Origin of the sequence: Arthrobacter sp. Soil782 (assembly GCF_001428435.1) — a bacterium.
Lineage (GTDB): Bacteria > Actinomycetota > Actinomycetes > Actinomycetales > Micrococcaceae > Arthrobacter_D > Arthrobacter_D parietis.
In genome coordinates this window covers 177,990-204,014 of the sequence record NZ_LMSO01000001.1, presented here as the reverse complement: position 1 = coordinate 204,014, position 26,025 = coordinate 177,990, and the positions used below count along the sequence as shown (strand labels likewise).

General features: G+C 65.2%; 24 protein-coding genes. 10 read left to right on the top strand and 14 right to left on the bottom strand.

Features of this window, described 5'->3' with window-relative positions:
- Positions 1-49 precede the first annotated feature (49 nt).
- The 3 genes from ASH00_RS00955 (at position 50) to ASH00_RS00945 (ending at position 4,001) form a co-directional block, all read left to right on the top strand.
- Positions 50-1,519: a PucR family transcriptional regulator gene (locus tag ASH00_RS00955; RefSeq protein WP_056543779.1), complete on the top strand. Its 1,470-nt coding sequence runs from the start codon at positions 50-52 to the stop codon at positions 1,517-1,519.
- Between the two features lie 102 nt (positions 1,520-1,621).
- Positions 1,622-2,254 (top strand): putative glycolipid-binding domain-containing protein, encoded by a 633-nt coding sequence (locus ASH00_RS00950; protein WP_056543776.1) that lies wholly within the window; start codon positions 1,622-1,624, stop codon positions 2,252-2,254.
- A gap of 91 nt (positions 2,255-2,345) precedes the next feature.
- Positions 2,346-4,001 carry a BCCT family transporter gene (locus tag ASH00_RS00945; RefSeq protein WP_056543773.1) on the top strand — a complete coding sequence of 552 codons (1,656 nt, stop codon included), beginning with the start codon at positions 2,346-2,348 and terminating at the stop codon, positions 3,999-4,001.
- 91 nt (positions 4,002-4,092) lie between these two features.
- Here the strand turns inward: ASH00_RS00945 and ASH00_RS00940 are convergent, their stop codons facing one another.
- Positions 4,093-5,793, bottom strand: coding sequence for a sensor histidine kinase (locus tag ASH00_RS00940; RefSeq protein WP_056543770.1), 1,701 nt, complete (start codon positions 5,791-5,793; stop codon positions 4,093-4,095).
- A gap of 136 nt (positions 5,794-5,929) precedes the next feature.
- Here ASH00_RS00940 and ASH00_RS00935 point away from each other — a divergent pair, with 136 nt between their 5' ends.
- Genes ASH00_RS00935 through ASH00_RS00920 form a run of 4 tightly spaced genes read left to right on the top strand, consistent with a single transcriptional unit; the run spans position 5,930 to position 9,740 of the window.
- Positions 5,930-7,051 (top strand): PP2C family protein-serine/threonine phosphatase, encoded by a 1,122-nt coding sequence (locus ASH00_RS00935; protein ID WP_056543769.1) that lies wholly within the window; start codon positions 5,930-5,932, stop codon positions 7,049-7,051.
- Positions 7,048-9,000: a glycosyltransferase gene (locus ASH00_RS00930; RefSeq protein ID WP_056543765.1), complete on the top strand. Its 1,953-nt coding sequence runs from the start codon at positions 7,048-7,050 to the stop codon at positions 8,998-9,000. The genes ASH00_RS00935 and ASH00_RS00930 overlap by 4 nt, the downstream gene beginning before the upstream one ends.
- Positions 8,984-9,316, top strand: coding sequence for an STAS domain-containing protein (locus ASH00_RS00925; protein ID WP_056543762.1), 333 nt, complete (start codon positions 8,984-8,986; stop codon positions 9,314-9,316). The genes ASH00_RS00930 and ASH00_RS00925 overlap by 17 nt, the downstream gene beginning before the upstream one ends.
- The gene (locus ASH00_RS00920; protein ID WP_056543759.1) at positions 9,309-9,740 is read left to right on the top strand and encodes an ATP-binding protein; all 432 of its coding nucleotides are present in this window, start codon (positions 9,309-9,311) and stop codon (positions 9,738-9,740) included. The genes ASH00_RS00925 and ASH00_RS00920 overlap by 8 nt, the downstream gene beginning before the upstream one ends.
- A gap of 36 nt (positions 9,741-9,776) precedes the next feature.
- On the opposite strand, the gene ASH00_RS00915 is transcribed toward ASH00_RS00920, so the two are convergent.
- The 10 genes from ASH00_RS00915 to ASH00_RS00870 form a co-directional block, all read right to left on the bottom strand.
- On the bottom strand, positions 9,777-11,225 hold the full coding sequence (locus tag ASH00_RS00915) for an FAD-dependent oxidoreductase (RefSeq protein WP_056543756.1): 1,449 nt from the start codon (positions 11,223-11,225) through the stop codon (positions 9,777-9,779).
- A 50-nt stretch (positions 11,226-11,275) separates the two neighbouring features.
- Positions 11,276-12,481 carry a uroporphyrinogen-III C-methyltransferase gene (cobA, locus tag ASH00_RS00910; RefSeq protein WP_056543753.1) on the bottom strand — a complete coding sequence of 402 codons (1,206 nt, stop codon included), beginning with the start codon at positions 12,479-12,481 and terminating at the stop codon, positions 11,276-11,278.
- Entirely contained in the window at positions 12,478-13,401 is a 924-nt protein-coding gene (locus ASH00_RS00905) for an ABC transporter permease (protein ID WP_056543750.1), read from the bottom strand. Before ASH00_RS00905 ends, cobA begins: the two co-directional genes overlap by 4 nt.
- Positions 13,391-14,104 (bottom strand): ABC transporter ATP-binding protein, encoded by a 714-nt coding sequence (locus ASH00_RS00900; protein ID WP_056543749.1) that lies wholly within the window; start codon positions 14,102-14,104, stop codon positions 13,391-13,393. The genes ASH00_RS00905 and ASH00_RS00900 overlap by 11 nt, the downstream gene beginning before the upstream one ends.
- Positions 14,101-15,273 (bottom strand): ABC transporter substrate-binding protein, encoded by a 1,173-nt coding sequence (locus tag ASH00_RS00895; protein ID WP_082565815.1) that lies wholly within the window; start codon positions 15,271-15,273, stop codon positions 14,101-14,103. The genes ASH00_RS00900 and ASH00_RS00895 overlap by 4 nt, the downstream gene beginning before the upstream one ends.
- Positions 15,263-16,642: a sulfate adenylyltransferase subunit 1 gene (locus ASH00_RS00890; protein ID WP_056543746.1), complete on the bottom strand. Its 1,380-nt coding sequence runs from the start codon at positions 16,640-16,642 to the stop codon at positions 15,263-15,265. The genes ASH00_RS00895 and ASH00_RS00890 overlap by 11 nt, the downstream gene beginning before the upstream one ends.
- A complete protein-coding gene (cysD, locus tag ASH00_RS00885; RefSeq protein WP_056543744.1) occupies positions 16,642-17,577 on the bottom strand; it encodes a sulfate adenylyltransferase subunit CysD in 936 nt (311 codons plus the stop codon). The genes ASH00_RS00890 and cysD overlap by 1 nt, the downstream gene beginning before the upstream one ends.
- On the bottom strand, positions 17,574-18,314 hold the full coding sequence (locus ASH00_RS00880) for a phosphoadenylyl-sulfate reductase (protein ID WP_056546437.1): 741 nt from the start codon (positions 18,312-18,314) through the stop codon (positions 17,574-17,576). The genes cysD and ASH00_RS00880 overlap by 4 nt, the downstream gene beginning before the upstream one ends.
- Positions 18,315-18,316: 2 nt before the next feature.
- On the bottom strand, positions 18,317-20,053 hold the full coding sequence (locus tag ASH00_RS00875; RefSeq protein WP_056543740.1) for a nitrite/sulfite reductase: 1,737 nt from the start codon (positions 20,051-20,053) through the stop codon (positions 18,317-18,319).
- Between the two features lie 129 nt (positions 20,054-20,182).
- Positions 20,183-20,941: a sirohydrochlorin chelatase gene (locus tag ASH00_RS00870; RefSeq protein ID WP_082565928.1), complete on the bottom strand. Its 759-nt coding sequence runs from the start codon at positions 20,939-20,941 to the stop codon at positions 20,183-20,185.
- Positions 20,942-21,003: 62 nt separating this feature from the next.
- On the opposite strand from ASH00_RS00870, the gene ASH00_RS00865 reads away from it, so the two are divergent.
- Genes ASH00_RS00865 through ASH00_RS00855 form a run of 3 tightly spaced genes read left to right on the top strand, consistent with a single transcriptional unit; the run spans position 21,004 to position 22,568 of the window.
- Entirely contained in the window at positions 21,004-21,639 is a 636-nt protein-coding gene (locus ASH00_RS00865) for a trimeric intracellular cation channel family protein (protein ID WP_056543737.1), read from the top strand.
- 36 nt (positions 21,640-21,675) lie between these two features.
- Positions 21,676-22,098: a hypothetical protein gene (locus ASH00_RS00860; RefSeq protein ID WP_056543734.1), complete on the top strand. Its 423-nt coding sequence runs from the start codon at positions 21,676-21,678 to the stop codon at positions 22,096-22,098.
- Complete coding sequence (locus ASH00_RS00855) at positions 22,095-22,568, top strand: HIT family protein (protein ID WP_056543730.1); 474 nt, start codon at positions 22,095-22,097, stop codon at positions 22,566-22,568. Before ASH00_RS00860 ends, ASH00_RS00855 begins: the two co-directional genes overlap by 4 nt.
- Positions 22,569-22,683: 115 nt before the next feature.
- Here the strand turns inward: ASH00_RS00855 and ASH00_RS00850 are convergent, their stop codons facing one another.
- The 3 genes from ASH00_RS00850 to ASH00_RS00840 all read right to left on the bottom strand — a co-directional run bounded on the left by ASH00_RS00850 (position 22,684) and on the right by ASH00_RS00840 (position 25,964).
- Positions 22,684-23,787: a polyprenyl synthetase family protein gene (locus ASH00_RS00850; RefSeq protein WP_056543726.1), complete on the bottom strand. Its 1,104-nt coding sequence runs from the start codon at positions 23,785-23,787 to the stop codon at positions 22,684-22,686.
- 143 nt (positions 23,788-23,930) lie between these two features.
- Entirely contained in the window at positions 23,931-25,199 is a 1,269-nt protein-coding gene (locus ASH00_RS00845; RefSeq protein WP_056543723.1) for a geranylgeranyl reductase family protein, read from the bottom strand.
- Positions 25,200-25,964 carry a demethylmenaquinone methyltransferase gene (locus ASH00_RS00840; RefSeq protein WP_056543718.1) on the bottom strand — a complete coding sequence of 255 codons (765 nt, stop codon included), beginning with the start codon at positions 25,962-25,964 and terminating at the stop codon, positions 25,200-25,202. It lies immediately after the preceding gene.
- Positions 25,965-26,025: the final 61 nt, after the last annotated feature.

The following is a 26,025-nucleotide window of genomic DNA, read 5'->3' as shown; positions in this document are numbered from 1 at the left end:
GCAAAAGCGTGATGCATCCGCACAAGCACGTCAGCCTATAGTGGACGTTATGGCGATCACACTGTCGGCCCTCCTTGCCACGCCCGCATTAAAGCTTCAGCAGGTGGGTACCAGTGCTGTGGCGGACGTTCCGGTCCAGTGGGTTGCAGTGACCGAGCTGGAAGACCCGAAGCCATTCCTCAGCGGCGGCGAAGTGGTGCTCACCACCGGCCTCCGGCAGAAATCAGCCACCTCACAGCGGAACTTCGTCCGGCACGTCCAGGCCTCCGGCGCACTCGCGATCGGCTTTGCAACGGGTCTCAGCCACGAGAAGGTACCCGCCGCGTTCCTGGATCAGGCGGACGAGCTCGGACTCCCGGTGTTCCGCGTTCCGTACGAGACGCCATTCATCGCAATCGGAAAAATCGTTGCTGATTCCCTGTCCGCCGAACACTACGCTCGGCTCGAAAACCTGCTCAAGGGCCACCAGGTGCTGGCCGCTGCACTGCTGGGCGGCGGGGGGCTCCCCCAGCTCCTGAGTGAGCTTGCCGCGATGCTGCGCACCGACGTCGCGCTGTCCCAATATGGAACGGTGCTGTTCGCAACCAGTGCCAGCGCCCCGGGTTTCGGGGCAGCTGAGCGTGCAGTTGAGCAGGCAGCTGAGCAGGCCGCTGAGCAGAACCGCGCGTGGCACCGTATGCCCGTGGCGACGGGCCTGAAGGACCGCTGCACCCTGGCCATCGGCGAACCGTACCAGCGCGACGCCATCACGGACTACGCACAGAGTCTGATCAGCGTGGAATTGAGCAACCAGGCCAGGCGCAGGGCGAGTGAGCGCGCCGTCGTCGGGCAGTTGCTGCAGGACGTGGTGCGCGGCTCGCTCACCGGCAGCGATGCTGCAGCGCGCCTGGGCAGCGCCGGCATCGACACCGCGCGGAGGCAGTGCGTTGTGCTTGCTGATGTGGCAACCGGTCAGCGCCGCGCCCTGCGGACGCTTCCACTGCCGGGCGCTTACGACGACGCCGTCACGGCCGTTGTGGACGACCGCCTGGTCATCGCGGTGCCGGAAAGTGACGGGGAGTCTTTCAGCCGGGCGCTGAGCGCCTACCTTCACGGCGCCGGTTTCACAGCGAAGGTAGGCTTCGGGGGCGGCTATGCCGAGCCCAGCGGGTTGCGCTGGAGCTACTTCGAGGCGCGGGAGTCGCTGACCCGGGGTCAGGCGGTCAACCAACCGGACCGGCTCAGCCTCACGTCCCTCCTCATGGCAAGTGAGGACGTGCCGCTGGCGGATCTGGCCGCCGAAGCGCTCGATCCGGTCGTGGCGTTCGACGACCGCCACGGCGCAGAGTTGATGCTCACGCTCGAGAAGTACCTGGCTCATAACGGGTCGGTGGCCGCCGTTGCGGACGTGCTGCAGTTGCACCGCAACACCGTTCGCTACCGTCTGCAGCAGATCGTCGACCTCACGGGCTATGATCCCGCCATCACCGCAGACCGCGTACACCTGTACCTGGCGTTGAATGTGCGCGGCCTCCGGTGAGCCGCGCCCCTGCTTCTGAATTTGGTACGGAAACAGGGGAATCCGGTGCCCGACGAGCGATCTCTCTGGCGCGCCGCCCCCAACGCTCCCTAAGGTAATCGAATGGCTAACCAACTGCATACGAGTCTGCTCCACACCTGGCAGGGCATCGACGATCCGGGTCGCCTGGATTCCGCCACGATCAATCTGGAGCCGGGTCGGCTGAGTGCACACGGCACATCCAGGACAGACTCGTATGCCATGAGCTGGGCGCTCACGACGGCGGAGGGCTGGGTAACCCGCCGCCTGACCGCGACGGTGCATGGCCACGGCTGGAGCCGGCACCTCGAGCTGGAGCGCGACAGCGACGGCGTGTGGACCGGCACCGGCTCAAGTTCCGGCGAATGCGACCTCCCCGCACCAGGCATCGAAGACCCCTCCCTGCTGATCGGTGCCCTCGACTGTGATCTGGGGCTGTGCCCGCTGACCAACACGATGCCCATCCTGCGGTTGAACCTGCACTCCGAGGAGTTGGCGCCGGCGGATGAGACCTCAATGGTCATGGCATGGGTGGAGGTTCCGAGCCTTCGGGTGATGCGCAGCAGCCAGATGTACAGCCAACTGCGTTCAGCGAACAACGAGCGGAACGGCGTAGTTCTCTACAGCTCCGACAACCATGGGTTCACGGCGGAGTTGCAGATCGACCGGGAGGGCGTGGTTATCGAATATCCCGGGCTGGCAACCCGAATCCGCTAAGTTTCGGTAACTTTTCTCACGATCCAACCCCTGATGGGCCATTGCACCTAACACACCGGATGCGCTTGTGTACAGAGCGTACGGTGGAATCATGTCTGATTCCGCACATAATCCTGCCCAAATACAGTCAGGGCCGCCAGGAACGGCCTCCGCACAAGCACCCAGCAAGGGTGTTCTTGATCGTCCCGTCTTCTACACGTCCCTGGTGGTCGTGCTGGCGCTGGTCATCCTCGGTGTCGCTTTCCCCACCGGTTTCGCCGATGTCACCAGCAGCGTCCTCGATGGATTGGTAACCAATTTCTCCTGGGCCTTTGTCCTCACCGCAACCGGCTTTGTTGTCTTCGCGGCATTCCTCGCCTTCAGCAAGTACGGCCGCATCCGCCTCGGAGCCGACGATGAGAAGCCAGCCTTCTCCCGCGCCTCCTGGATTGCAATGATGTTCAGCGCGGGCATGGGGATCGGCCTGATGTTCTATGGCGTCACCGAACCCATCTCCCACTACCTGACGCCGCCGCTTGCAGGTGTGGAGCCCGGTACCGACGCCGCCGCCCGGCAGGCTATGAACTACACGCTCTTCCACTGGTCTCTGCATCCGTGGGCGATCTACGCCGTCGTCGGACTGGCCCTGGCCTACTCCGCGTTCCGCAAGGGACGCGGCATCGGATTCAGCGCCGCATTCGCTCCGCTGTTCCGCGGGCGCACCAATATCAAGGCCCTGCGCGCAATCGACGTGTTCGCTATCTTCGCAACCCTGTTCGGCTCCGCTACCTCCCTGGGTCTCGGAGTTGTCCAGATCAACGGCGGGCTCACCGAAGTCTTCGGGATCGAAAGCAACATCTGGGTCCAGGTAGGCCTCATCGGGCTCTTGACCGTGTGCTTCGTCGTCTCCGCCGTCAGCGGTATTTCCCGCGGCATCAAATGGCTCTCCAACGGCAACATGATTGCCGCGCTGGTGCTCCTCGCCTTCCTGTTCATCGTGGGCCCGACGGTCTTCATCCTCGAGCTGATCCCTTCCGCCGCAGGCAACTACCTGTTTGCCCTCCCCCAGATGGCAACTCGCACCGGAGCCTTCGGCGGCCAGGACTGGCTCTCGGCCTGGACCATCTTCTACTGGGCCTGGTGGGTTTCATGGACGCCGTTCGTCGGTTCCTTCCTCGCCAAAATCTCGCGCGGACGCACCATCCGTGAGTTCATTCTCGGCGTTGTCGCTGTGCCGAGCCTTGTCAGCCTCGTGTGGTTCGGTGTCTGGGGAGGCACCGCGATCACCGCGCAGAATAACGGCGTGGACATCGCCGCAGCCAACGCGGAGAGTCAGGAGTCAGCGATGTTCGCGCTGCTGGCTGAGTACCCGCTGGCCTCAGTGACGGCGATCCTCGTCGTCCTGCTCGTTGCGGTGTTCTTCATCTCCGGCGCGGACGCCGCCTCGATCGTGCTGGGCTCGCTCTCCTCCTTCGGTTCCGAGAACCCGAAGAAGTGGCTCACCATTCTGTGGGGAACCATGACCGGCGCGGTAGCAGCAGTCCTGCTGTTCATCGGCAGTCTCGGTGCGCTGCAGACGCTGACGATCATCGCCGCAGCGCCCTTTGTCCTCATCATGGTGGGCCTCTGCGTGGCTCTCATGATGGACCTTTCAAAGGATCCGGCTATTGTCGGCGCCAAACGCCGTCGGACTCCGTCTGCACCGGCTCCTGAGCCGGAGCGTCAGGAGGAAGACCTCGGCACGGCTGAGGAAGCCGCTGCACGGTAAGCAGCAACTTCCCTGATACGACGACGACGCTCCCGCAGCCTCAGGCTGTGGGAGCGTCATCGTCTGGACACCGCGCAGGCAACCCCGCAGATTAGTGGGTGGCTTCGCTTGTTGACGCCGCGGCGCCGGCTTCAGCTTCGCGAGGACTATCCGGCAGCTCGAACGTGAACGTGGTCCCGCGGCCCAGCTCGCTGCGGCAATGGATGCGGCCGCCGTGTTCCTCGACGATCGAACGGACGATGGCCAGGCCCAGCCCCACGCCGGGGATCGCCGCCTGCCGCACGCTGGAAGTCCGGAAGAACTTCGAGAACACCTCGGCGCTGTCCTCCGGGCTCATGCCCATTCCCTGATCCTCCACCTCGCAGACCACGGAGCCCGGCATTTTCTGCGCACGCACCGTAACGGTTCCGCCCGCCGGCGAATATTTGACCGCATTGGAGAGCAGGTTATCCAGAACCTGACCGATCCGCGCGGGATCACACCGGGCGATGGTGCCCACGGGAACCTCGTCAACAATGTCGACGCCGGCTTCCTTGCCGCGCGCCGTGATGGCATCCACCGATTCACGCGATATTTCTGCCAGGTCCGCACGTATCGGGGAGACTTCCGGCGGTCCGGAGGCTGCGGTGAGCAGATCATCCACGAGCCGGCGAAGTCGCGTCACGTTGCGGCCAATGACGTTCAGGCCGGCCAACGTCTCCGGCGGCGGCTCGTCGTCGAGCATCATCTCCAGATACCCGACGATCACCGTCAGCGGCGTGCGCAATTCGTGGGAGACCATTGCGACGAACTCCTCCTTCGCGTTCAGCGCATTGACCAGCTCAGTGACATCGTTGAAGGCGACGACGGCGCCCTCACGGTTTCCGCCCTCGTCCAGCATCATGCGGGCAGAGGCGGACAGAACGCGCTGGTTCCCGCCCTCGCCGATCCGGATGAGGTAGTCGGAGAATGTTTCACCCGCAACCGCCCGGTGCGCGGGACGCTGCTCTGCCGGAATCGGTGTGACGCCGTCGGGTCGGAACAGCAGGAGGTCCTTCTCAGCTGCGTCATCCACGCCCTCGGGCAGCCCTATCCGGTGTATCTCGTGCTGGCGCCGGTTGAACAGGATGTCATGGCCGTCCGCGTCGATGGCGAGCAGACCGACGTCGACCGTGTTGACCGTGGCATTGAGCAACCGCTCCCGCTGGGCGCTGCGCTGGAGCACCTGCTGCAGGGCGTGATCTTTCTCCTCCATGGCTTTTTGCTGGTCCATCATGCTGGCGGTCATAACCCGGATGGTCACGGCGATTCCGAAGATGATGGTTGGAGTCAGGGCCGACTGCGTCAGGTCAGATACGCTGACGCCGTCACTTGTCATGAACAGTGGAACCCAGATCATCGCGAACGGGCCGATGAGGCTCAGCGCTAGACACAGCCGCGGGTACAGCCCGGAGGCCACCAGCCACAGGACCGGGAAGACAGCCATCAGCCCGATTCCGAGCACTTCGACGCCTGAACCGAAGCGCAGGAGCGCGATTGGAATGAAATCGAGCAACGGAATGATGAGGAACAACCCGTACGGCAGCCTGTCCCAGGGAATGAGCGCACACAGTACGAGGATGACGACGCTGAGGACCATCCCCCACTGGAACGCGGAACTCGTCCAGACAATTGGATGGAAAACGACGCTCCCGGCTGCCAGCAGCGCCGTCGTAATTGAGAGCGGCGCCTGGCTGAGCACCACTCGTGAGCGCATCGACATCTCGTGGAACTGCCGGGTATTGAACGTCAGATAGGACAGAACGTTGTCCATGGTGACTGGTGCTCCTAACGCTCGGTGCTGTTCCGACACTGCCAACTCTATAGATCGGCGCAACCGGCGAACCGCAGCTTCGCAGGGATGTGACGCAGCGTGTGCCCTTGGCCGGGAATTGTGGGTTAAATGGAGCATGACAGTCTCACCTCCGGAACGCCGCGCCCTTGTCATCGAGGACGACCCCGACATCCGGATGCTCCTGACGTCCCTGCTGAAACGCGAGGGTTTCCTCGTGACGGAGGCCGGGACGGTCCGTGAGGGGGTCGAAGCCGCCCGCCGTGGCGTGGACATCATCACCCTTGACCTCAACCTGCCCGACGGCGACGGCCTGGACGCCTGCTCGCAGATCCGGCCCATCTCAGACGCCTACATCCTCATGATCACTGCCCGCGGCAGTGAGATAGACCGCTTACAGGGACTGGATACCGGTGCGGACGACTACATCGTCAAACCCTTCAGCCCCCGCGAACTCGTAGCGCGCATCAACTCTCTTTTCCGTCGCCAGAATCGCCAGCTCGCTGCCAGCACCGCGGCCACTGAAGCGGACACCAATGAGCGGCAACGCGCCGCGCAGGTACAGCAGAGCCTGCTCCCACGGCACGGCGTTGAACTGCCCGATTACGACATTGCGGGAGAATTCCGCCCCTCGCGGGCCGTTGGCGGAGACTTCTTCGACTGGTACCCGACACCTGAGGGCATGCATTTCACCGTCGCCGATGCGATGGGCAAGGGTATGGGGGCCGCCCTGGTTGCCGCCACGGTCCGCGCAGTGCTGCGCTCAACTGCCGAGGAACCGGACCTCGCGCGGGCCTTCACCTCGGCGGCGGCATCCCTCGACGCCGACCTTGAGCGCGCGTCGTCCTTCGTCACGCTTCTCCACGGCCGGCTTACCGCTTCCGACGGCGCCGTGGACCTCATCGACGCCGGCCACGGCCTTGCGCTGCATGTCAGCCCCGACGGCTCATGGAGACGCCTCGCCTCCGGCGGGGTGCCGCTGGGCACCGTCCCCGGCTGGGACTGGGAGGTCATGTCCGTGACACTGGCTCCCGGTGATGCCCTCGCCATCATCAGTGACGGCTTACTGGACATCTACGACACACTGGACGAGTTTGCTGCCGCCGCCGCGGGAGTTGTTGCCGCGTCAGCCTCTTCTGCGGACGCCTGCGGGAAACTGTTGATCCTCGCGGAAGATCCACGCGTGGAAGACGACGTCACGGCTGTTGTGGTTCGCCGGAGCACTGGGGCCGGCGCGTGAACGCGTTCTGGGTGCGGCTGCTGGTTGTGCTCACTGTCATCCTGGGGATCAATTACATCGCGTGGCGTTGGCTGGAGTCGCTGAACTGGGAGGCGTGGTGGATTGCCGTGCCGCTGGTCGCGGCGGAAACCTACAGCCTCATCGATGTTGCTCTTTTTGGGCTCACGGTATGGCGGGTGAAGCGCCGCACCGCTCCCGAGCCGCCGGTCGGCGCCACGGTGGACGTCTTCATCACCACCTACAACGAGCCCGTCGAGATGGTGCTTGAGACCGCGGAGGCGGCGAAGCGGATCACCTATCCGCACAACACCTGGATCCTGGACGACGGCTCCCGTCCCGAATTGCAGGAGGCTGCCGAAAAAATCGGGGTCGGATACATCACGCGCGGGCCGGAATGGGCGAACCGGCCCCGGCACGCCAAGGCCGGAAACCTCAACAATGCCCTGATGAGCACCTCCGGCGAGTTCCTGCTTATTCTCGATACTGACCAGGTACCGGACCCGCGCATTCTGGACCGAACCCTGGGTTATTTCAACAATCGGCGCGTGAGCCTCGTGCAGACGCCGCAGTATTTCGTGAACGTTCCCGACGATGATCCCCTCGGAAGCCAGGCCCCTCTTTTCTACGGTCCGATCCAGCAGGGCAAGGACGGCTGGAACGCCGCATTCTTCTGCGGCTCCAACGCCATCCTGCGCCGCGAGGCACTCATGCAGCTCGGACTGGCCGGCTACGTCAAGGAAGTGGAGCGCGCTGTCACAGCCGCCCTCAAGTCAGCGGGAGCCGCTGTGCGCCGCGCACGCAAGTCTCCGGAGGCTTCGAATCCTCTGGTCACCCGTCTGTTGGACGATGTCGAGAAGGCGGTCACTGCGGCGCGGGCGGAGAAAGCGGCCGGCGCACCCCTCGCTGAGGTGACCTACCGTGTCCGCCGCTCGGTGGACAACGCCGTACAGCAGATGGTCGCCGCTGACATGTCGGCGATGGAAGCGGACCTTGCCGAGATTGCGGCCATGGATTTCGGTAGCGAGCCGGGGGTTGCCGTTCCGGACAACCTGGATCAGGCGGTCGAGCAGCTGTCGGACCGAGCGTGGTCACCCCTGGGTGCGCTCGAATCGGTGCAGGCCGTCCTCGATGCCATCTCGGTGGACCGCGATGATGAGGCTCAACCGGTCATGCCGCTGGCCACCATCTCCGTGACAGAGGACATGGCTACGTCCATGCGCATGCACGCGATGGGCTGGCAGAGCGTCTACCACCACGAGATCCTTGCCCACGGACTGGCGCCCGAGGACCTGAAGACCATGCTGACGCAACGGCTCCGCTGGGCGCAGGGAACCATCCAGGTACTCCTGCGCGAGAATCCGTTGCTGAAGAAGGGTATGAGCCTGGTTCAACGGCTGATGTACTTCGCAACGATGTGGAGCTACCTGAGCGGTTTCGCCGCCGTCGTCTACTTCGCAGCACCGATCATTTACCTGACGCTCGGTATCCTTCCGGTGAACAGCATCAGCTTCGATTTCTTCATCCGCTTCCTGCCGTTCATGATTGTCAACCAGTTGCTCTTCGCGGTGGTGGGCCGAGGGGTCAGCACCTGGCGCGGCCAACAGTACAGCCTGGCGTTGTTCCCGACCTGGATCAAAGCCTGCACGACGGCGGCGCGTAACGTCTGGTTTGGCCGTCCGCTGGGCTTTGCGGTCACGCCGAAGGCACGGCAGGACGGCGGACCCAGTTGGAGCCTGATCCGGCCGCAGCTGATTGTCATGGTGCTGCTTGTCCTTGCCGCGGTGGTTGGCATAGTCCGGCTGGCCACCGGACTCAACGAACCACTCGGTACGTTCGTCAACGTCTTCTGGGTCGTGTTCGACCTGATTGTGTTGAGTGTGCTCATCAAGGCAGTGAAATACGAGGGATACGTCATCGAGGAAAGGAAAGCTGATGCAGTTCACGATTGAGGACAGGGGCACGTACACCGAGGTGGTGGCCAACGGCCGGCTCAATATGGTCTCAGCGCCTACGCTGCGCAGCACCGTTGACGAGGCCGTCGGGGCAGGCAGCCGGCACATCGTGGTGAACCTGGCGTCCACCGATTTCATGGACTCATCCGGACTCGGAGCCCTGATCGGCTGCCTCAAGGTAGCTCGGCAGGCGGGCGGGGACCTCCGGATTGCCTGCGCGCAGAAGCAGGTGCAGATGGTCCTGGAGCTCACCAATATGAACCGGGTGCTCGCTCCGTACGCGACAGTCGAAGAGGCATTCGCCCGTGACTGACCGCGACTCACAGCGACGGTTCGAGGCCGAGGCAGTTCCGGCGGCCATCAACGATCTCCACGATGAGCTTGACCGGTTCTGGAGTGACCTTGATGATGTCCCATTCGAGGACCAGATGGCCTTCACCACCGCCGTCATCGAGGCCGCCTCCAACGTCGTTGAGCACGGCGTCCCGCTCGACCGCGGCGGCGTGCGCCTCGGTGTCGAGTTGAGTGCCAGCGCCACCCGGCTACAGGCTCGCGTCCTGGAAATCAACGCGGCAGCGCATCCGGATCCCTTGACGCCGGCAACAGGTGATCCCGAGGAGCTGGAATCCGGGCGCGGCCTGTTCCTGATCAACGCCCTGGTCACGACCGTCACGGTTGAACGCCAGGGGAACACCAACGTCTGGGTGCTCTCCAAAGAGTCCGCGCCCCGGCGGTAGGACCTCGGGGCGCGGATCGCCTGCGCGCCGCTAATGCTATGCGTCGGCCGGTGCGTCGACCAGCGCCGTTCGGGAAACGGAGACCATGTCTTCGCGGGGCACAACCTTGATCCGCTCACGGACCACGCCGTCGATTTCGGTTGCGGCATCGCCGAGAGCACGCTCGTGCGCATCGAGCGCGAGCCAGCCCTCCCACGTCGTGAACTGCACGCCGCGCCCGTTCAAAAGCTCGACGACGGCGTCATCGGCCGGTGCTGCGGCCGCCGGGAGGTTCTCAAGATCTTCCAGCAGATAGGTGACGGTCTCGAGGGCATCACCCTTGGTGTGCCCGATGAGTCCGACAGGTCCGCGCTTGATCCAGCCCGTGGCGTACACGCCCGGCACAAAGATGCCGGAGCCATCCAGCACGCGGCCGCCGTCGTTCGGAATGACACCGCGGCGGTGATCGAATTCCACTTCCGGCAGCGCTGAGCCGAAGTAACCCACCGCGCGGTAGACAGCCTGAACGGGGTAGTTGATGAACTCGCCGGTGCCCACGGCAGTGCCGGTTCCATCGAGGGCGGTGCGCTCAAACCTGATGCCGGTGACCCTGCCGTCCTCACCCAGGACCTCCACCGGGTTGTGGAGGAAGTGCAGGTGGAGGCGTCGTGAGGCGGTGAACCCGGCCGGGTCCTCAGGTTGTTCTGCAATCCAGTTGGTCAGTGTGCCGACCATGGTCTTGATCTGGTTGTTGGTCTGGATCTGGCGATCGGATTCGGCGTCGAACTCGAAGTCCTCGGGGTAGAGCACAATGTCCACGTCCCGGGAGTGCGAGAGTTCCCGTAGCTCCAGCGGAGTGAACTTCACCTGGGCCGGGCCGCGGCGGCCGAAGACGTGCACGTCCGTCACCGGTGAGTTCTTCAGACCGGCGTAGACGTTGTCCGGGATTTCAGTGACAAGGAGGTCATCGGCGTGCTTGGAGAGCACACGCGCTACGTCGAGGGCCACGTTGCCGTTGCCCAGAACAGCAATCTCCGTGGCTTCAAGCGGCCACTGGCGCGGCACGTCCGGGTGCCCGTCGTACCAGGAAACGAAGTCCGCTCCGCCGAAGGAGCCCTCAAGTTCAATGCCGGGAATGTTGAGGTCTGCGTCCTTGATCGCGCCGGTGGCGAAAATGACGGCGTCGTAATGGGTTTGCAGGTCCTCCAGCGTGAGGTCCGTACCGTATTCAACGTTGCCGAAGAAGCGGATGTCACCGCGGTCCAGGACCTTGTGCAGGGCATTGACGATTCCCTTGATGCGCGGGTGGTCAGGTGCAACGCCGTAGCGGATGAGGCCGTACGGCGCCGGGTAGCGGTCGTAGAGGTCGATACTGACCTTCAGCTCACCCGAGGCAACGGGCGCTGACTTGGTCAGGATGTCGGCAGCGTAGACGCCTGCCGGGCCGGATCCGATGACGGCGACGCGCAGTGGACGCTGGTGGGCGAAGGTGGACGGTTGCGACACGGCTGTGTTCCTTTGCTGTGATGAGGTGTGCGGGTGTAGTGCGGGAGCGGCTAGGCGGGTTGCCAGTGGGGTGAAAGCGCGACGACGTTCCCCACCACAATCACGGCGGGAGACTTCACGTCGCGCAGCTCGGCGAGGTCCGCGATGGTTTCAAGAGTGCCGGTGCTCACGCGCTGCGACTCCATCCACCCGTTCTCGATGATGGCGACGGGCGTGGACGCCTTCCGGCCGCCGGTGATGAGCGACGCCGCGGAGGAACGCAGCAGCGACACTCCCATCAGGAGGATCAGTGTGTGGTCGCTGCCCGGCGGGATGAGCCCTGTCTGCTGCCGGATGTCCTCGTGACCGGTGATGACGCTGAAGCCCTTCGCCACTCCCCTGTGCGTCACGGGAATGCCGGCGGCGGCCGGCACGGAGATGGCGGATGTGACGCCGGGCACCACCTCGACGGGCACGCCGTGATCGCGGCAGTAGGCTTCCTCTTCACCGCCGCGGCCCAGGACGTAGGGGTCGCCGCCCTTCAGCCGCACAACGCGGTTGCCCAGCAGCGCCTGCTCCACCAAAATCCGGTTGATCTCATTTTGCGGCACGGGGTGGTGGCCGGGAAGTTTGCCCACCTCGATCACCTGAACGTCCGCGGAGAGCCCTGCAATCAGCGAGCGCGGTCCCAGCCGGTCGGCCACGACGACGTCGGCCTCCGCCAGGAGGCGCCGGCCGCGGGTGGTGATGAGGCCGGCGTCGGCCGGTCCCCCGCCCACCAGCGCGACTGTTCCCATCCCCTCGGCCGTGCGATGCCGCCGCAGCGGCAGCTCACCGGATTCGAGGGCTGCAGCAACGCCGTCGCGCAGGGCCGCCGCGCGTTTTGGGTCGCCGTTGGTGTTGACGGCAACGGTTACGTCATCGATACGCGCCACGGCGGGAACCCACGCTGCGGACGCCGCTGAGTCGCCGCCCTTGACGCACCAGATGCGCAGCGCTTCGGCCTCAGCGGCTATCCGGTCCTGCGCCTCGGCGGAACCGGAGTGGGCCAGGACCAGCCACGCGCCGTCGAGGTCGGCGGTGCGGTATTCGCGCTGCTGCCAGTCCACCCGGCCGGCGGCAGCCGCGTCGGTGATGTCTTCACAGGCAAAGGGGGCAACGACCGTGACTCGTGCGCCGTCGTCGAGCAGTGCCTGCAGCCGGCGTGCGGCCACCGGGCCGCCGCCCACCACGAGCACGCGGCGACCGCGCAACTGCAGTCCAAGAGGGTAGGTCATCGGGAACCTCCGGTCAACAGGCCGCGGCGGCGCAGGAGTCGCCGCTCCAACGGACCGAAGATCAGCAGTTCCACCACGATCCCGATGAACAGGATGAGCAGGATCGCGGCGATCACGGTGGACATCGAGGAGAACTGGCGGCCCTGGTCCAGCAGCGCGCCAAGGCCAAACCCGAGGGTTCCCCCGGTGGCGATGATCTCCGCTGCCATGAGGGAGCGCCAGGAGAACGCCCAGCCCTGCTTCAGGCCCGACACATAGCTCGGGAGGGCGGCGGGGAGGACGATGCGGGTAGCGAGTTCCCACCGGCTTGCGCCCAGAACGTGCCCCACACGGCGGTGCTGGTCAGGAACATGATCGACGCCGGCGATGAGTCCGTTGGTGATCGATGGGATAGCCCCCATCAGCACCACAAAATAGATGGTGGCATCGCTGAGGCCAAACCAGATCACGGCGGCAGGAACCCATGCAACGGAGGGCAGCACCTGCAGGCCGGAAATCAGGGGACCGAAGGCGCCGCGCAGGATCCGGCTCTGTGCGAGCACCAGTCCGAGCGGCGTGGCAATGACGACGGCGATGATGAACCCGACGACGCCGCGCTGGAGGCTGGTCAGCACCGTTTCCACCGCTTCACCGCTCTGCCACAGCGTACCGAGGGTGCCGAAAACGTCGAGCGGACCCGGCAGCTGGTCGGGCCGTGGACGGACAATCCACACGTACATCTGCCAGACGTAGATCACTGCAACCAGTGCCGCGACGGGCAGCAGCGCCTTGGTGATGCTCGATTTCCAGGAGGACTGGACGCGGGTTTCCTGCTGGAGGTTGTCGAGCCCTTTTTCAAGGGCGCGGTCGTCCTCAGGCCGAAGCTGCGCAGGCGGTCTCGAGGGCGACTCCGCCTTCGTGAGGGTTGATTCATGCTGCATGGCGGCGGATCTCCTTGCGCAACTCCGTGGTGATCTCCGCGGTCAGCGCCACGGGATCCTGCTTTTCCGCTGCCCATTCGGCAACCACGCGGCCGGGACGCGATGACATGAGCAGCACACGCTGACCCAACCGGACCGCCTCGCGGACGTTGTGCGTGATGAACACGATGGTCCGCCCGGTTTCCCGCCAGACCCGCTGCAGCTCATCGTGCAGCAGGTCGCGGGTGATTGCATCGAGTGCCGCAAACGGCTCGTCCATCAGCAGGACATCCCGGTTCTGTGCGAGCGACCGCGCCAGAGCCACACGTTGCCGCATGCCGCCGGACAGTTCGTGCGGCCGCTTGTGCGCGGCGTCGGACAGGTGGACCAGTTCCAGGAGCCGGGCGGCTTCGGAGCGGCGATCAGTCTTGGAGGCACCGCGCAACTGCAGCGCGAGCTCCACGTTGGCCTGCGCGGAAAGCCAGGGAAACAGCGAGGCGTCCTGGAACATGAACGCCGCTTTCGGCGACGCAATAGTGCCCGACGACGGCTCTTCCAGTCCTGCGATCAAATTCAGGAGGGTGGACTTGCCGCAGCCCGACGCTCCCAGCAGGGCAACAAACTCGCCCGGCCTGACCCGGAGGTTCACGTCCTCGAGCACCAGCGGCGCATCGGCGGAAAACCGCTTCGACAGGCCCGTGATCTCTATCTGCGCCGTGCTCATGGCGAGGCTGCCCCGGCGCCCAGCCCGGCGTCGTCGTACGCTGTGCCGCCGGCTTCTTCCTGAAGCGAGTTGAGCAGGGTGAGGTCCAGAATGCCCGCAATGTCGGCGTCCTCCGTGGTGCCTGCAGAGACGCCATCTGCAAGAAGCTGCGCCAGCGCGTCAGCCAGCGGCTCCTGTGAGAAGGTGACGTTCTCCAGCGCCCGCTCAAGAACCGGCTCGGCGAGCGGCTTGGCGTTCGCCGCCTCAAGACCGTCGTTGATGAGCGCCGGCGTTTCCTCCGGGTTGTCGTTCAACCAATCGATGGCACGCTGTTCGCCGCGCAGGAGCGCTTCGACCTGGTCGGGGTGAGCGGCGAGGAACTGCTTGCTCACCACCAGCACGGTCGTAGCGAACTTGCCCTCCGGCCACAGCTCCGCCTCGTCCACCAGGACCTCGGCGCCGGCGTCGATCACGAGCCGGGAAGCCCAGGGTTCAGGCAGCCAGGCGCCGTCGATGTCGCCGTTCTGGAACAACTGGAGTGTCGTGGCGTTCTCTGTGGGCACGATAGCCACGTCTCCGCCACCCTCGGTCGTCGTTTCGTAGCCTTGTTCGCCAAGCCAGACACGCAGCGCAACATCCTGCGTATTGCCGAGCTGCGGAGTGGCAAGGGTGGCCCCTTCGAGGTCTTCCACCGAGTCGATCCCCGGCTTCACCACCAGTTGCGCACCACCCGCGGTGGCACCGGCCACCATGCGCAGCGACTCACCCTTGCTCTGGACATAGGAGTTGATGGCCGGGTTGGGACCGATGAACGCGGCGTCGATAGCGCCCGCATTCAGGGCCTCGATCGCCGACGGGCCGGCGTTGAAGACCTGAGTGCTGAGTTCGGTGTCGCCCAGTTCCTCGGCGAAGTAGCCGTTCTCGAGCCCGGCCAGGGCGGGGGCGTGGGTGAGGTTGCCGAAGTAGCCCAGGCGGAGTTCAGGCGCGTCGGAAACGGGTGCCGCCGCCGTCGTCGTTGTTTGCGGTGCGGATTGTGACGACGCGTAGGCGGCGATCGCGGCGCCGGATGCCACGGCAACGATCGCGGTGCCGGCGATCGCGATCTCGGCGGTGCGGCTCTTCAGCAGGATTCCGCGCTGTGCTGGGCGGGTCAGGTTTTCGTTGACTGGGGTGTTGGGGTCATATGTCATAACGTTCGTCCTCGCGGGCCGACAGTTCGAGGTGGTCGGATTCCACCAGGCCTGCGGCCAGGGTGTTGCCGTCGGAGGGGTCGATGACCAGGAAGGCTCCGGTGCGGCGGAAGTTCACGTAGTTGTCCACCGGCAGCGCTGCCGCGAGCCGGATGTGGACGGTCCCGATGTCGTTGAGCTCAAGGCCCGACGCCGGTTGATCGGCGAACGTAGACAGATCCAACTTGCTGATGACCTGGCGAACCAGTCCCTGGACCGTCTTGCTGCCGTGCTTGATGAGGAGCCGTGAGCCCTCCTTCAGCGGCTTCGGCGAGAGCCAACACAGGGCGGCGTAGAGGTCCTGAGTGGGTTGTGGGAGCTGAGCGTTTGATCCGGCTGCACCGGCTTCCGCGATGAGGTCGCCGCGGGCGATGTCGATGTCATCGGCGAGCCGCAGCACCACTGACTGCGGCGCGAACGCTTCCTCGAGCTCTTGCCCGGCGAAGTCGATGCCGGTGACCGTCGTCGTACGCCCTGACGGCTGCACCGTAACAGCCTCCCCCACCCGGATGGACCCGGCCGCGACCTGGCCGGCGTAGCCGCGGTAATCGCGGTACGCGTCGGCGTCGAGGTCCGGAGCCACTGCACCCTGGGGCCGGATGACCGTCTGGACCGGGAAGCGGAAGGCTTCGAGGTCCGTTTCGAGGTCGGCGAGCGCCGGCAGCTGCTCAAGGGTCTCCAGCAAGGACGGGCCGCCGTACCAGGGGGTCTTCTCCGAGCGGTCCACCACGTTGTCGCCCTCAAGGGCGGAGACCGGGATGATCGCCGGTTCATCGACCTTCAGTTCGCGGGCGGCCTGCTTGAGCTGGAACTCGACGTCGCGGAACACGGCCTCGCTGTAGTCCACGAGGTCAATCTTGTTCACCGCGACGATGATGTGCGCCACACGCAGCAGCCGCGCCACCGCGAGGTGGCGGCGGGTCTGCTCCAGCACACCCTTGCGTGCGTCAATGAGTACGACGACGGCGTCGGCCGTGGAAGCGCCCGTCACCGTGTTCTTCGTGTACTGCACATGCCCCGGGGTGTCCGCGAGGATGAAGGTGCGGTTGGCGGTGGCGAAGTAACGATAGGCGACGTCGATCGTGATGCCCTGCTCCCGTTCGGCACGCAGGCCGTCGGTCAGGAGGGCGAGGTCCAGTCCCCCGCGCTCCCCACCGAAACCGCGCTCGGCGGAGGTGCGGGCAACGGCGTCGAGCTGGTCCGCCAGGACCGACTTGCTGTCATGCAGGAGCCGGCCCACGAGGGTTGATTTGCCGTCGTCGACGGAACCGGCGGTGGCAAAACGGAACAGGGTGGAGTGCTCAAGTGCTGTCTCGACTGCTGTGCTCATTAGAAGTACCCGTCTTTCTTGCGGTCTTCCATGGCGGCTTCCGAGATCCGGTCGTCCGCGCGGGTGGCACCGCGTTCGGTGAGTGTGCTGAGGGCGACTTCCCTGACGACTGCCGACACGTCCGCCGCATCTGATTCGACGGCCCCGGTGCAGGACATGTCACCGACCGTGCGGTAGCGGACCGTGCGCGTCTCAACGGTCTCCTTTTCGGTTGGCTGTGAGACCTCGCCGACGGCGCGCCACATGCCGTCACGGCGGAAGACCTCGCGCTGGTGGGCATAGTAAAGGCCTGGGAGTTCGATGTTCTCGCGCTCGATGTAGCGCCAGACGTCCAGTTCAGTCCAGTTGCTGATGGGGAATGCCCGGACGTGCTGGCCGACGGTGTGCCGGCCGTTGTACAGGTTCCACAGCTCCGGCCGCTGGTTACGCGGATCCCACTGCCCAAACTCGTCGCGGAGGCTCAGGATCCGCTCTTTGGCGCGGGCCTTGTCCTCATCGCGGCGGCCGCCGCCGAAGACTGCGTCAAACTTCTTGGCATTGATGGTGTCGAGCAGCGGGACGGTCTGCAGCGGATTCCGGGTTCCGTCAGCTCGTTCGTTCAGCTCGCCGCGGTCGATGTACTCCTGGACGGACCCAACCACGAGGCGGATCCCGAGCCGCTCAACCGTGCGGTCCCGGAACTCGAGAACCTCGGGAAAGTTGTGGCCGGTATCGACGTGCAGCACCGGAAACGGAACCCTGCCGGGCCAGAACGCCTTGGTGGCAAGGTGCAGCATGACCACGGAGTCCTTGCCGCCGGAGAACAGCAGAGCAGGCCGTTCAAACTCGGCGACAACCTCCCGAATAATGTGAATAGCTTCGGATTCGAGGGCGTCGAGGGAGCTGAGCCGCTTCGCCGTCTTCACGATCGCGTCTTCGCTGATTGAAATGCTCATTGGTGGATTCCGCACTCTGTCTTCGCTAGGCCGGCCCAACGACCGGCTCTCGGGTCTTCTCCTGGGGCCACCGGTCGGGTACAGGGCTTGCAGCCGATCGATGGGTAGCCATTGGATAGGAGCATGTTCACGGGCACCTGGTGTTCGCCGGCGTAGTCGAGGAGCTCGTCGAACGTCCAGGCCGCGAGCGGGTTGATCTTGACCAGGTTGTGGACGTGGTCCCAGGTAACGAGCGGCGTGTTGGTCCGAGTGGGTGCCTCGTCGCGACGGACGCCGGTGAACCAGACCTCATAGTTGGCGAGTGCCTTCTTGAGGGGGTCCATTTTGCGCAGGGCGCAGCACTGGGCGGGATCCCGGCTGAACAGGTCTTGCCCGTAGGCGGCGTCCTGTTCGGCGACGGTCTGCTCGGGCAGGACATCGACGATCGTGACCTTGAGCTGATCGGCGACTTCGTCCCGGGTGATGCGCGTTTCGGTGAAGTGGTAGCCGGTGTCGAGGAAGAGCACGTCGATGCCGGGGAACTGCTGCGAGACCAGGTGCGGGAGGACGGCGTCGGCCATGGAGCAGGCGACGGAGGCCTGGGACAGGTCGAAGTTCCGGGCTACCCAGGCGATGACCTGCTCAGCGGACGAGTCCCAGCCAAGCTCCTCGGCGCCCATGGCAGCGAGCGCCTTCAACTCGGCTTCGGGGCGGCGGGCCTGCGTAGTGGCAGCTAGAGAAACGCTTTCGGATGACAGGTTCACTGCAGCTCTCCTTCCTCGACACGGTGCGCCCACTGGGCGAAGGTCTCGTTCTCCTGGCGTCCCTCGACATAGCGGCGGACCACGCGTTCGACGTAGTCGGGCAGGTTTTCGACGGTGACCTTCAAGCCACGGATGGTTCGGCCCAGCCCGGCTTCAGCGCGGTTGGAATCAGCCAGCCCGCCTCCGAGGTGCACCTGGAAACCGGGCGTAGGGTCGCCGTCGGGCGTTGGGAGCATCATGCCCTTGAGCCCGATGTCCGCGGTCTGGATGCGGGCGCAGGAGTTAGGGCAGCCGTTGATGTTCAGCGCGATCGGTTGGATGAGCGTGCCGCTGTCAACGAGGTCGGAAAGCCGGCGTTCAAGTTCCGCGATGGCGGTAGCCGCGGTGACCTTGGTTTCCACGATGGCGAGCTTGCAGAACTCGATGCCGGTGCAAGCGATAGTGGAGCGGCGGAACAGTGACGGCCGGGCGGAGAGGCCCAGCGCGTCCAGCTTCGAGATGAGCGGTTCCACCTGGTCTTTCGCGACGTCAAGGACCACGAGTTTCTGGTGCGGGGTGGTGCGCAGCCGGGTGGAGCCGTGTGCTTCGAGGGTGTCGGCGAGTGAGGTCAGGGTGGTTCCGGAGACCCGGCCGACCGTCGGCGTCACGCCGATGAAGAACTTGCCGTCCTTCTGCTCGTGGACGCCGACGTGATCCCCCGGAGTATCGGGCTTGGGAGCCGCGGGGCCGTCCGGCAGCTCGAAGCCGAGGTACTCGTCCTGAAGGACCTGCCGGAATTTCTCGGTGCCCCAGTCATTAAGGAGGAACTTGAGGCGGGCCTTGGTGCGCATGCGGCGGTAGCCGTAGTCGCGGAAGATGCTGGTCACGCCAAGCCAGACCTCGGCGGCGACCTCGGGCGTGACGAACACGCCCAGCCGCTCGGCAAGCCGCGCGTTGGTGGAGAGCCCGCCGCCCACCCAGAGGTCGTATCCGGCGCCGAGCTCTGGGTGGACCACGCCCACCAGGGCGAAGTCGTTGATCTCATGCACCACATCCTGGCTGGGGTGGCCGGTGATCGCGGTTTTGTACTTGCGCGGGAGGTTCGCCAGTTCAGGGTCGCCGATGAACCGGTCGCTCAGTTCGCGGATCAGCGGCGTCGGGTCGAGGATTTCGTCCTTCGCGATGCCCGCCACGGGAGAACCGAGGATCACGCGGGGAACGTCGCCGCAGGCCTCGGTCGTGGAGAGACCGACGGACTCAAGGCGGTTCCAGATTTCCGGGACGTCTTCGACCCGGATCCAGTGCAGCTGGATGTTCTGCCGGTCCGTGATGTCAGCGGAGTCGCGGGCGAACTCGGTGGAAATACCTCCGATGACCCGCAGCTGGTGGGTGCTGAGCGCGCCGCCGTCAATGCGCACACGCAGCATGAAGTACTTGTCTTCGAGTTCGTGCGGTTCGAGCGTGGCCGTCTTGCCGCCGTCGATACCCTGTCGGCGTTGCGTGTAGAGGCCCCACCAGCGGAAGCGTCCGTGAAGGTCCGTCCCGTCGATGGAGTCGAAGCCGTCCTTCGCGTAGATCTGCTCGATCCGCTCGCGGACGTTGAGCCCGTTGTCCTCCTGCTTCCAGGTTTCATTGGGGTTCAGGGGCGTGGTGCCGTCAACCTTCCACTGGCCGTGAGGCTTGGCCGCGGGCCTGGCCGCGCGCGGCTTTCGCCCGGCTTCAGGGGCTGCTTCGGTCGCGAGTGAACTCGTCATGTAAAGACAGTAGGACCGGCCTCGGAAGCCCTTCAAAGGTCCGGAAACACCCGTTCACGTGGGGACACAGCGCGTCACAATGCCAGCAGGGTCTTGACAGGACTGGCGCGCTCGCGGAACCAGTGTTACTCAGGGCCTGGCGCATGCCTGGACGAGGGGCCGGCAGGCCCTGCCGCAGTCCCTGGTGGGGTCAGGCGCCTGAAGACGGCTGGCGGCGTCGTCGTACCGGGCAAGCGCAATCTCCGCGAGCGCCGTCGACGGAAGCAGCGGCGCACTCACCACGGCTCCGCCGGCTTTGGCGAGCTGGTCATGGAAGTAGCCGGGAGCCAACAGATAGGAGGCGATTGCCGGAGCGGCGCCGTCCTGGTGCGCCTCCGCGACCGCCTCGGGAACGGATGGGCTTGCGCTTGCTCCGTACCCGACGACAATCCGCCCGGTCCGCAGTCCGTTGAGCTGCCCTGCCAGCTCCTCGACGTCCACAGCCGCGCATGCGTCCGAGGAACCCGCTGCAGCAAGCACGACGGCGTCACTCACCTGCACGCCCGCATCCTCCAGCCGCTGCTGCAGCAGCTCCGCCAGCCTCGGGTCGGGGCCCAGCGGAGCGGCGGCGAAGGTGTTCGGGCGGCTTTGCACCGCTTCGGCAATGTCCACCTTCACGTGATAGCCCACGGACAGCAGCAGCGGCACGATGACGGCCGGGCCATCCGGAAGCGAGGCCACCACCCCGGGAAGATCGGGCTCCTGGACGTCGACATAGGCTTCCCGGATGTCCAGCTCGGGGCGCAGGGCACGCATCTCATGCCGCAGCTGATTGACGGCGGCCTGCCCCTCGGCGCTGCTGGTGCCGTGCGAACAAGCAATCAGGACGGGGTGTTTGGGCGTCTGCATGTTGGCCATTGAAGCACCCGCCTGCGACTATTGACAGTTGTGTCCCGTAACGCAGAGACCTCATGAACGCGCCACTGGTCCTGGACCTGTTCGGCGTCTTCTTCTTCGCCATGTCCGGAGCTCTGCTGGCGGCGCGCAAGGGGTTCGATCTGATCGGCTCGCTGCTGCTGGCTTCCCTCGCCTCGTTGGGAGGAGGAGTGGCACGGGACCTGATCATCGACGTCGAGCCCGTAGCGTTCTACAACCCCCTCTATCTGGTGCCGCCGCTGCTTGCCACTGGCCTCGTCTACTTCCTGTATTCCGGGATTGAGAAGGCAAGCCGGCCGCTGGTGCTCTTCGATGCAGGAGGCCTTGCCCTGTTCTGCATCGTCGGTGCGCTCAAAGCCATCAACGAGGGCACCAATCCCGTAGCGGCAGTGCTGCTGGGAGTGACAACCGCAGTCGGCGGAGGGCTGCTGCGCGACGTCGTCGCAAATGAGGTGCCGCAGCTGTTCACCGGTGACCTGTATGCCCTACCGGCCTTCCTCGGTGCAACGCTCACTGTTGCGCTGGCAGAGCTGGGCCTGTTCAACGTGGTGACGGGGATCGTCGTCGCTGTGTTGGTGTTCACGCTGCGGGTGATGGCGTGGCGATCGGGCTGGCATGCACCCCTCGCAGCCCAGGACGCGCGTCGCGCCGACCCCCCGTCCACGGGATAGGATGAGGGCATCCCCCTGACACCACCTGGAGCCACTGTGACCGAGCTGTTCCTGGATAAATTCCGCGCCCTCGTACCTGCCTATTTCGAGGAACCCTGGGTGCCGGAAGACGGCCTTTCGGAAGACGAGCTGGCGGAGCTGCGCGAAGGCCAGGATTTCCCGCTTCCGATGGCCGTGCACGAGTTCTACCTTGCGGTCGGTGCTTCCGAAGATCTCATGGAGGCGTTCCACTATGTGTGGGATCCGGACGAGCTGGAGATCGAAGACGGGTTCCTGCTCTTCATGGAAGACGTGGATGAGAAGTTTGTCTGGGGCATCAAGGCAGACCAGCTGAACGTTCCGGATCCGATTGTCTGGCGGCGTAACAACGCCCGTGCTTCCTGGAAAAACGAGGAAGGAACGTTTAGCGAGTTTATGCTTGACATGTTCGACTGGGTGTTCGACGACGAGGCAGAATGACCTGGACCACGCACGCTCCTGCGGGGTATGAGTGCCCCTTCTGCGATCTGGCGTCCGGCGAGTTTCGGTTCCCGACCAATCTCTGCAGGCCCGGGGACCTGATCTACTCGGATGATCTGGTGCTGGCGTTCATCGCCTCCCACGGCTTCGAGCCGAACCCCGGGCACGTCCTGGTGACACCTCGCGCCCACTATGAGCTGCTATATGAACTGCCCGACGACGTCGCCGGCCGCATCATGACCGTCACCCGGGACATGTCCATCGCCATCAAGCGCGCGTGGAACCCTGACGGCGTTTCAACCCGCCAGCACAACGAGCCGGCCGGAAGCCAGCACGTGTGGCACTACCACCAGCACGTGCTTCCCCGCTGGCACGACGACGGCTTCTACTTCACGCCGAAGCGCCCTATCGTGGACCCCGCCATCCGGGCCCGCAAGGCTGGCGAGCTCCGCGCTGCGCTGAGCCTCTAGCTCCTCTTCGGCGGTCCGCTTTCCCCAGGTTCTCGAGCCATAAGGGCGTGTCGCGTCCCGACACGCCCTTATGTGAGCCCATCACTGCCGGGAGGTGGGGAATCCGGTCCGGGAATCAGACGTCTCGGCTGACGACCGCCTGCGCAAAACTCGCCAGGGCCGTCTTGACCATGCTGTCAGGCAGCGGGTCGAGCGCCGTCACCGCGTCTTCCGCCCACTGCTGCGCAACAGCCCACGCCTGCCGGGTGGCGGAGTGCCCGCGAAGAGCTGACACGGCTTCAGCCAGGGCTTCATCGGACGTCAGATCGCCGTCGACCAGCTCGAGCACCCGCTGCGCGGAGTCATCACCGGACGCCGCCGCCTGCCGCAGGAGCAGCACCGGCAGCGTGGGCACGCCCTCGCGCAGATCGGTACCCGGGGATTTACCCGATTTGTCCTTCAGCCCGGTGACATCGATGACGTCGTCAGCAAGCTGGAACGCCACTCCGACCTTCTCTCCATAGGACACCATGACATCCACGGCGGACGCCGGTGCATCCGCGAAAATCGCGCCGAGCTGCCCGGACGCAGCAACCAGCGAACCGGTCTTGTCCGCAATCACCGACAGGTAGTGCTCCACCGGATCCTCGCCGTCCCGCGGACCGACGGTCTCATGCAACTGGCCCAGGCACAGCCGCTCAAAGGTGCGCGCCTGGATGCCAAGCGCACGCGATCCCAATTCCGAAACAAGGATCGACGCACGGGCGAAGATCAGGTCCCCCGTCAGGATGGCTACGGAATTGCCCCACACCTCGTGGGCCGTAGGCGCACCGCGGCGGTAGGGCGCGGAGTCCATGACGTCGTCGTGATAGAGCGTTGCCAGATGAGTCAGTTCGACGACGACGGCGGCAACCACCACCTCCGCCTTGCTTGCGTCCCCGAGGTGGGAGGCAAGGATCGTCAACAGTGGACGGATCCGCTTGCCGCCGGCTTCCACCAGGTGCCGGGAGGTGGCATCGGCCAGCGGGTCGGAACTGGAGATCGCCTCCCGCAGCTGCTTCTCAACCTTCGCCAGGCACGTCGAGACCGCCGGACCAAGCTCCGGGTCCTCAGCGATCAGGGCGAAACCCGCCGGCAGGCGCATCCCGGTAGCAATCACACCGGTACTCGGGTCCAGCTCGTCGATGAGCGGACGCGGATGGCCAGCGCGGGTCCAGCTGGTGTGGGGGGAATCCGTCATGGGTCTAAGCCTATCGGGCGAGGGACCCGATGCGAGCGCAGCGAGGATGAGGCGCACAACCCGGGAAGTTTTGTGCAGTTTCGGTGGGTTCCACGGCCGTCGAACCCACCGGACGTGCGCAAAATTTCCCGGATTCGGGCAAACTACTGGTTGCTGGTTGACGGGACCAGCTTCTCGAGCACATGGATCAGCCGATCCTCGAAGCCCTTCGGTGAGGAGTCAGTCAGATTGGCCAGCATCCGCACAACGAACCGCATCAGCACCGGGATCGGCATGCCGGTGCGCAACGCGAGGCGAAGGATGGCCGGTTTACCGATGAGCCCCGCGAAGATCCGCCCCAGGGTGAAGTGGCTCCCCCACTGGTCCCGGATGTACGGCGCGTAGCCGGCAAGCACGGTGTCCCGTCCAGGCCCCGGCGGAGCGGTGAACGACCGCTCGATGAACTCGGCCGCATACCGGGCCGACTCCATCGCATAGGAGATGCCCTCACCGTTGAACGGCGACACCATGCCACCGGCATCCCCCAGCAGCAACAGTCCCGGTGAATAGTGCGGAGTGCGGTTGAACCCCATCGGCAACGCCGCACCGCGGATTTCGCCGACCTGGTTCTCCTCGGTGAACCCCCACCCGGCGGGCATCCCGGCGGTCCAGTCACGCAACACCTGCTTGTAGTCGAGCTTCCCGAACGACGCCGAGGAGTTCAGAATCCCCAGACCCACATTCGACGTGCCGTCGCCCACACCGAACACCCAGCCGTATCCGGGCAGCGGCTTTCCGGAGGCGTCAGGCAGCTCGAGCCAGCCCTCCATCCACGGATCCTGATGCCGGGGGCTGGTGAAGTACGTCCGTACAGCGACGCCGAGCGGCCGGTCATCCCGCTTGGCCATGCCGAGACTCACGGCGGTCCGCGTCGAGTTGCCGTCCGCAGCCAGCACGACGTCCGCGCTGAGTGTCTTTTGCTCGCCGGTCCGGCGCCCGTTGGGACCCAGAACATTGACGACGACGCCGGTCACCCGCCCGGATTCATCCCGTACTGCTTCGGTGACGGAGTGGCCCTCGAGAATCTGCGCTCCGGCGGACAGGGCGTGCGAGGCGAGCTGCTCATCGAAGCCGAGGCGCGTGCGGACGAGCCCGTAGGAAGGGAAATCGGACAGTTCGGGCCACGGGAGCTCCACCGTGCGGCCGCCGGCCAGTAGCCGCAGGCCCTTGTTCCGTCGCCAGCCGAGCTCCTCGCCATGCGGCAACCCAAGCAGCTGGATCTCCCGGACGGCGCGCGGCGTGAAGCCGTCGCCGCATACCTTCTCCCGGGGAAAGAAGGTCTTCTCGACAACCGTGGTTTCGATCCCTGCGGCGGCCAGGTAGTAGGCGGCAGTAGACCCGGCAGGCCCCGCTCCGATGATGAGGACTGACACCTAGTTGGCAGCCCTGCTGCTGCGGCGCCGACCGCGCGTCTGTGAGGCGGCCGCCGTCGTCGTGATGGTGCCCTCCGGTTTGGTGGCGCGGTGCACCGCGACGATGCCGCCGTTGAGGTTGCGGTACGCGACCGATTCCCAGCCGCTCTGCGTGATCCAGCCTGCGAGCTCGTCCTGGTTGGGCCAGGCGCGGATGGACTCGGCGAGGTAGACGTAGGCGGCGGGGTTGGAACTGACCTTGGTGGCAATTGCCGGGAGGGCCCGCATCAGGTATTCGGTGTACAGGGTGCGCCACAGCGGAACGACCGGCTGGGAGAACTCGGCGATGACGAGGCGGCCCCCAGGTTTGGTGACGCGGAGCATTTCCTGGAGCGCCCTGGTGGGCCGGTCCACATTGCGCAGGCCGAAGGAGATCGTGCAGGCGTCAAAGGAGTTGTCCGCGAACGGAAGATCCGTGGCATCTCCGGCGATGAAGTCGATATCCGGCCGGCGGCGCTTGCCCACCCGCAGCATTCCAAGTGAGAAATCACACGCGACCACGTGCACGCCGGCGTCCGCGTAAGGCTCACTCGACGTGCCCGTACCGGCTGCAAGATCAAGCACCCGGTCGCCGGCGTTGGCGTCTACGGCATCAACAACGATCCGCCGCCACCGGTGGGTTTGCCCCAGCGACAGCACGTCATTGACGACGTCATACTTGGGCGCCACGTCGTCAAACATGGCAGCAACTTCGTCAGGACGCTTATCCAGCGATGCTCGATTCACCCCGTCATTGTCTCAAACATTGTCAGTGCCGAAAAATGCGGCCCCGATCCGCGCGGAACGG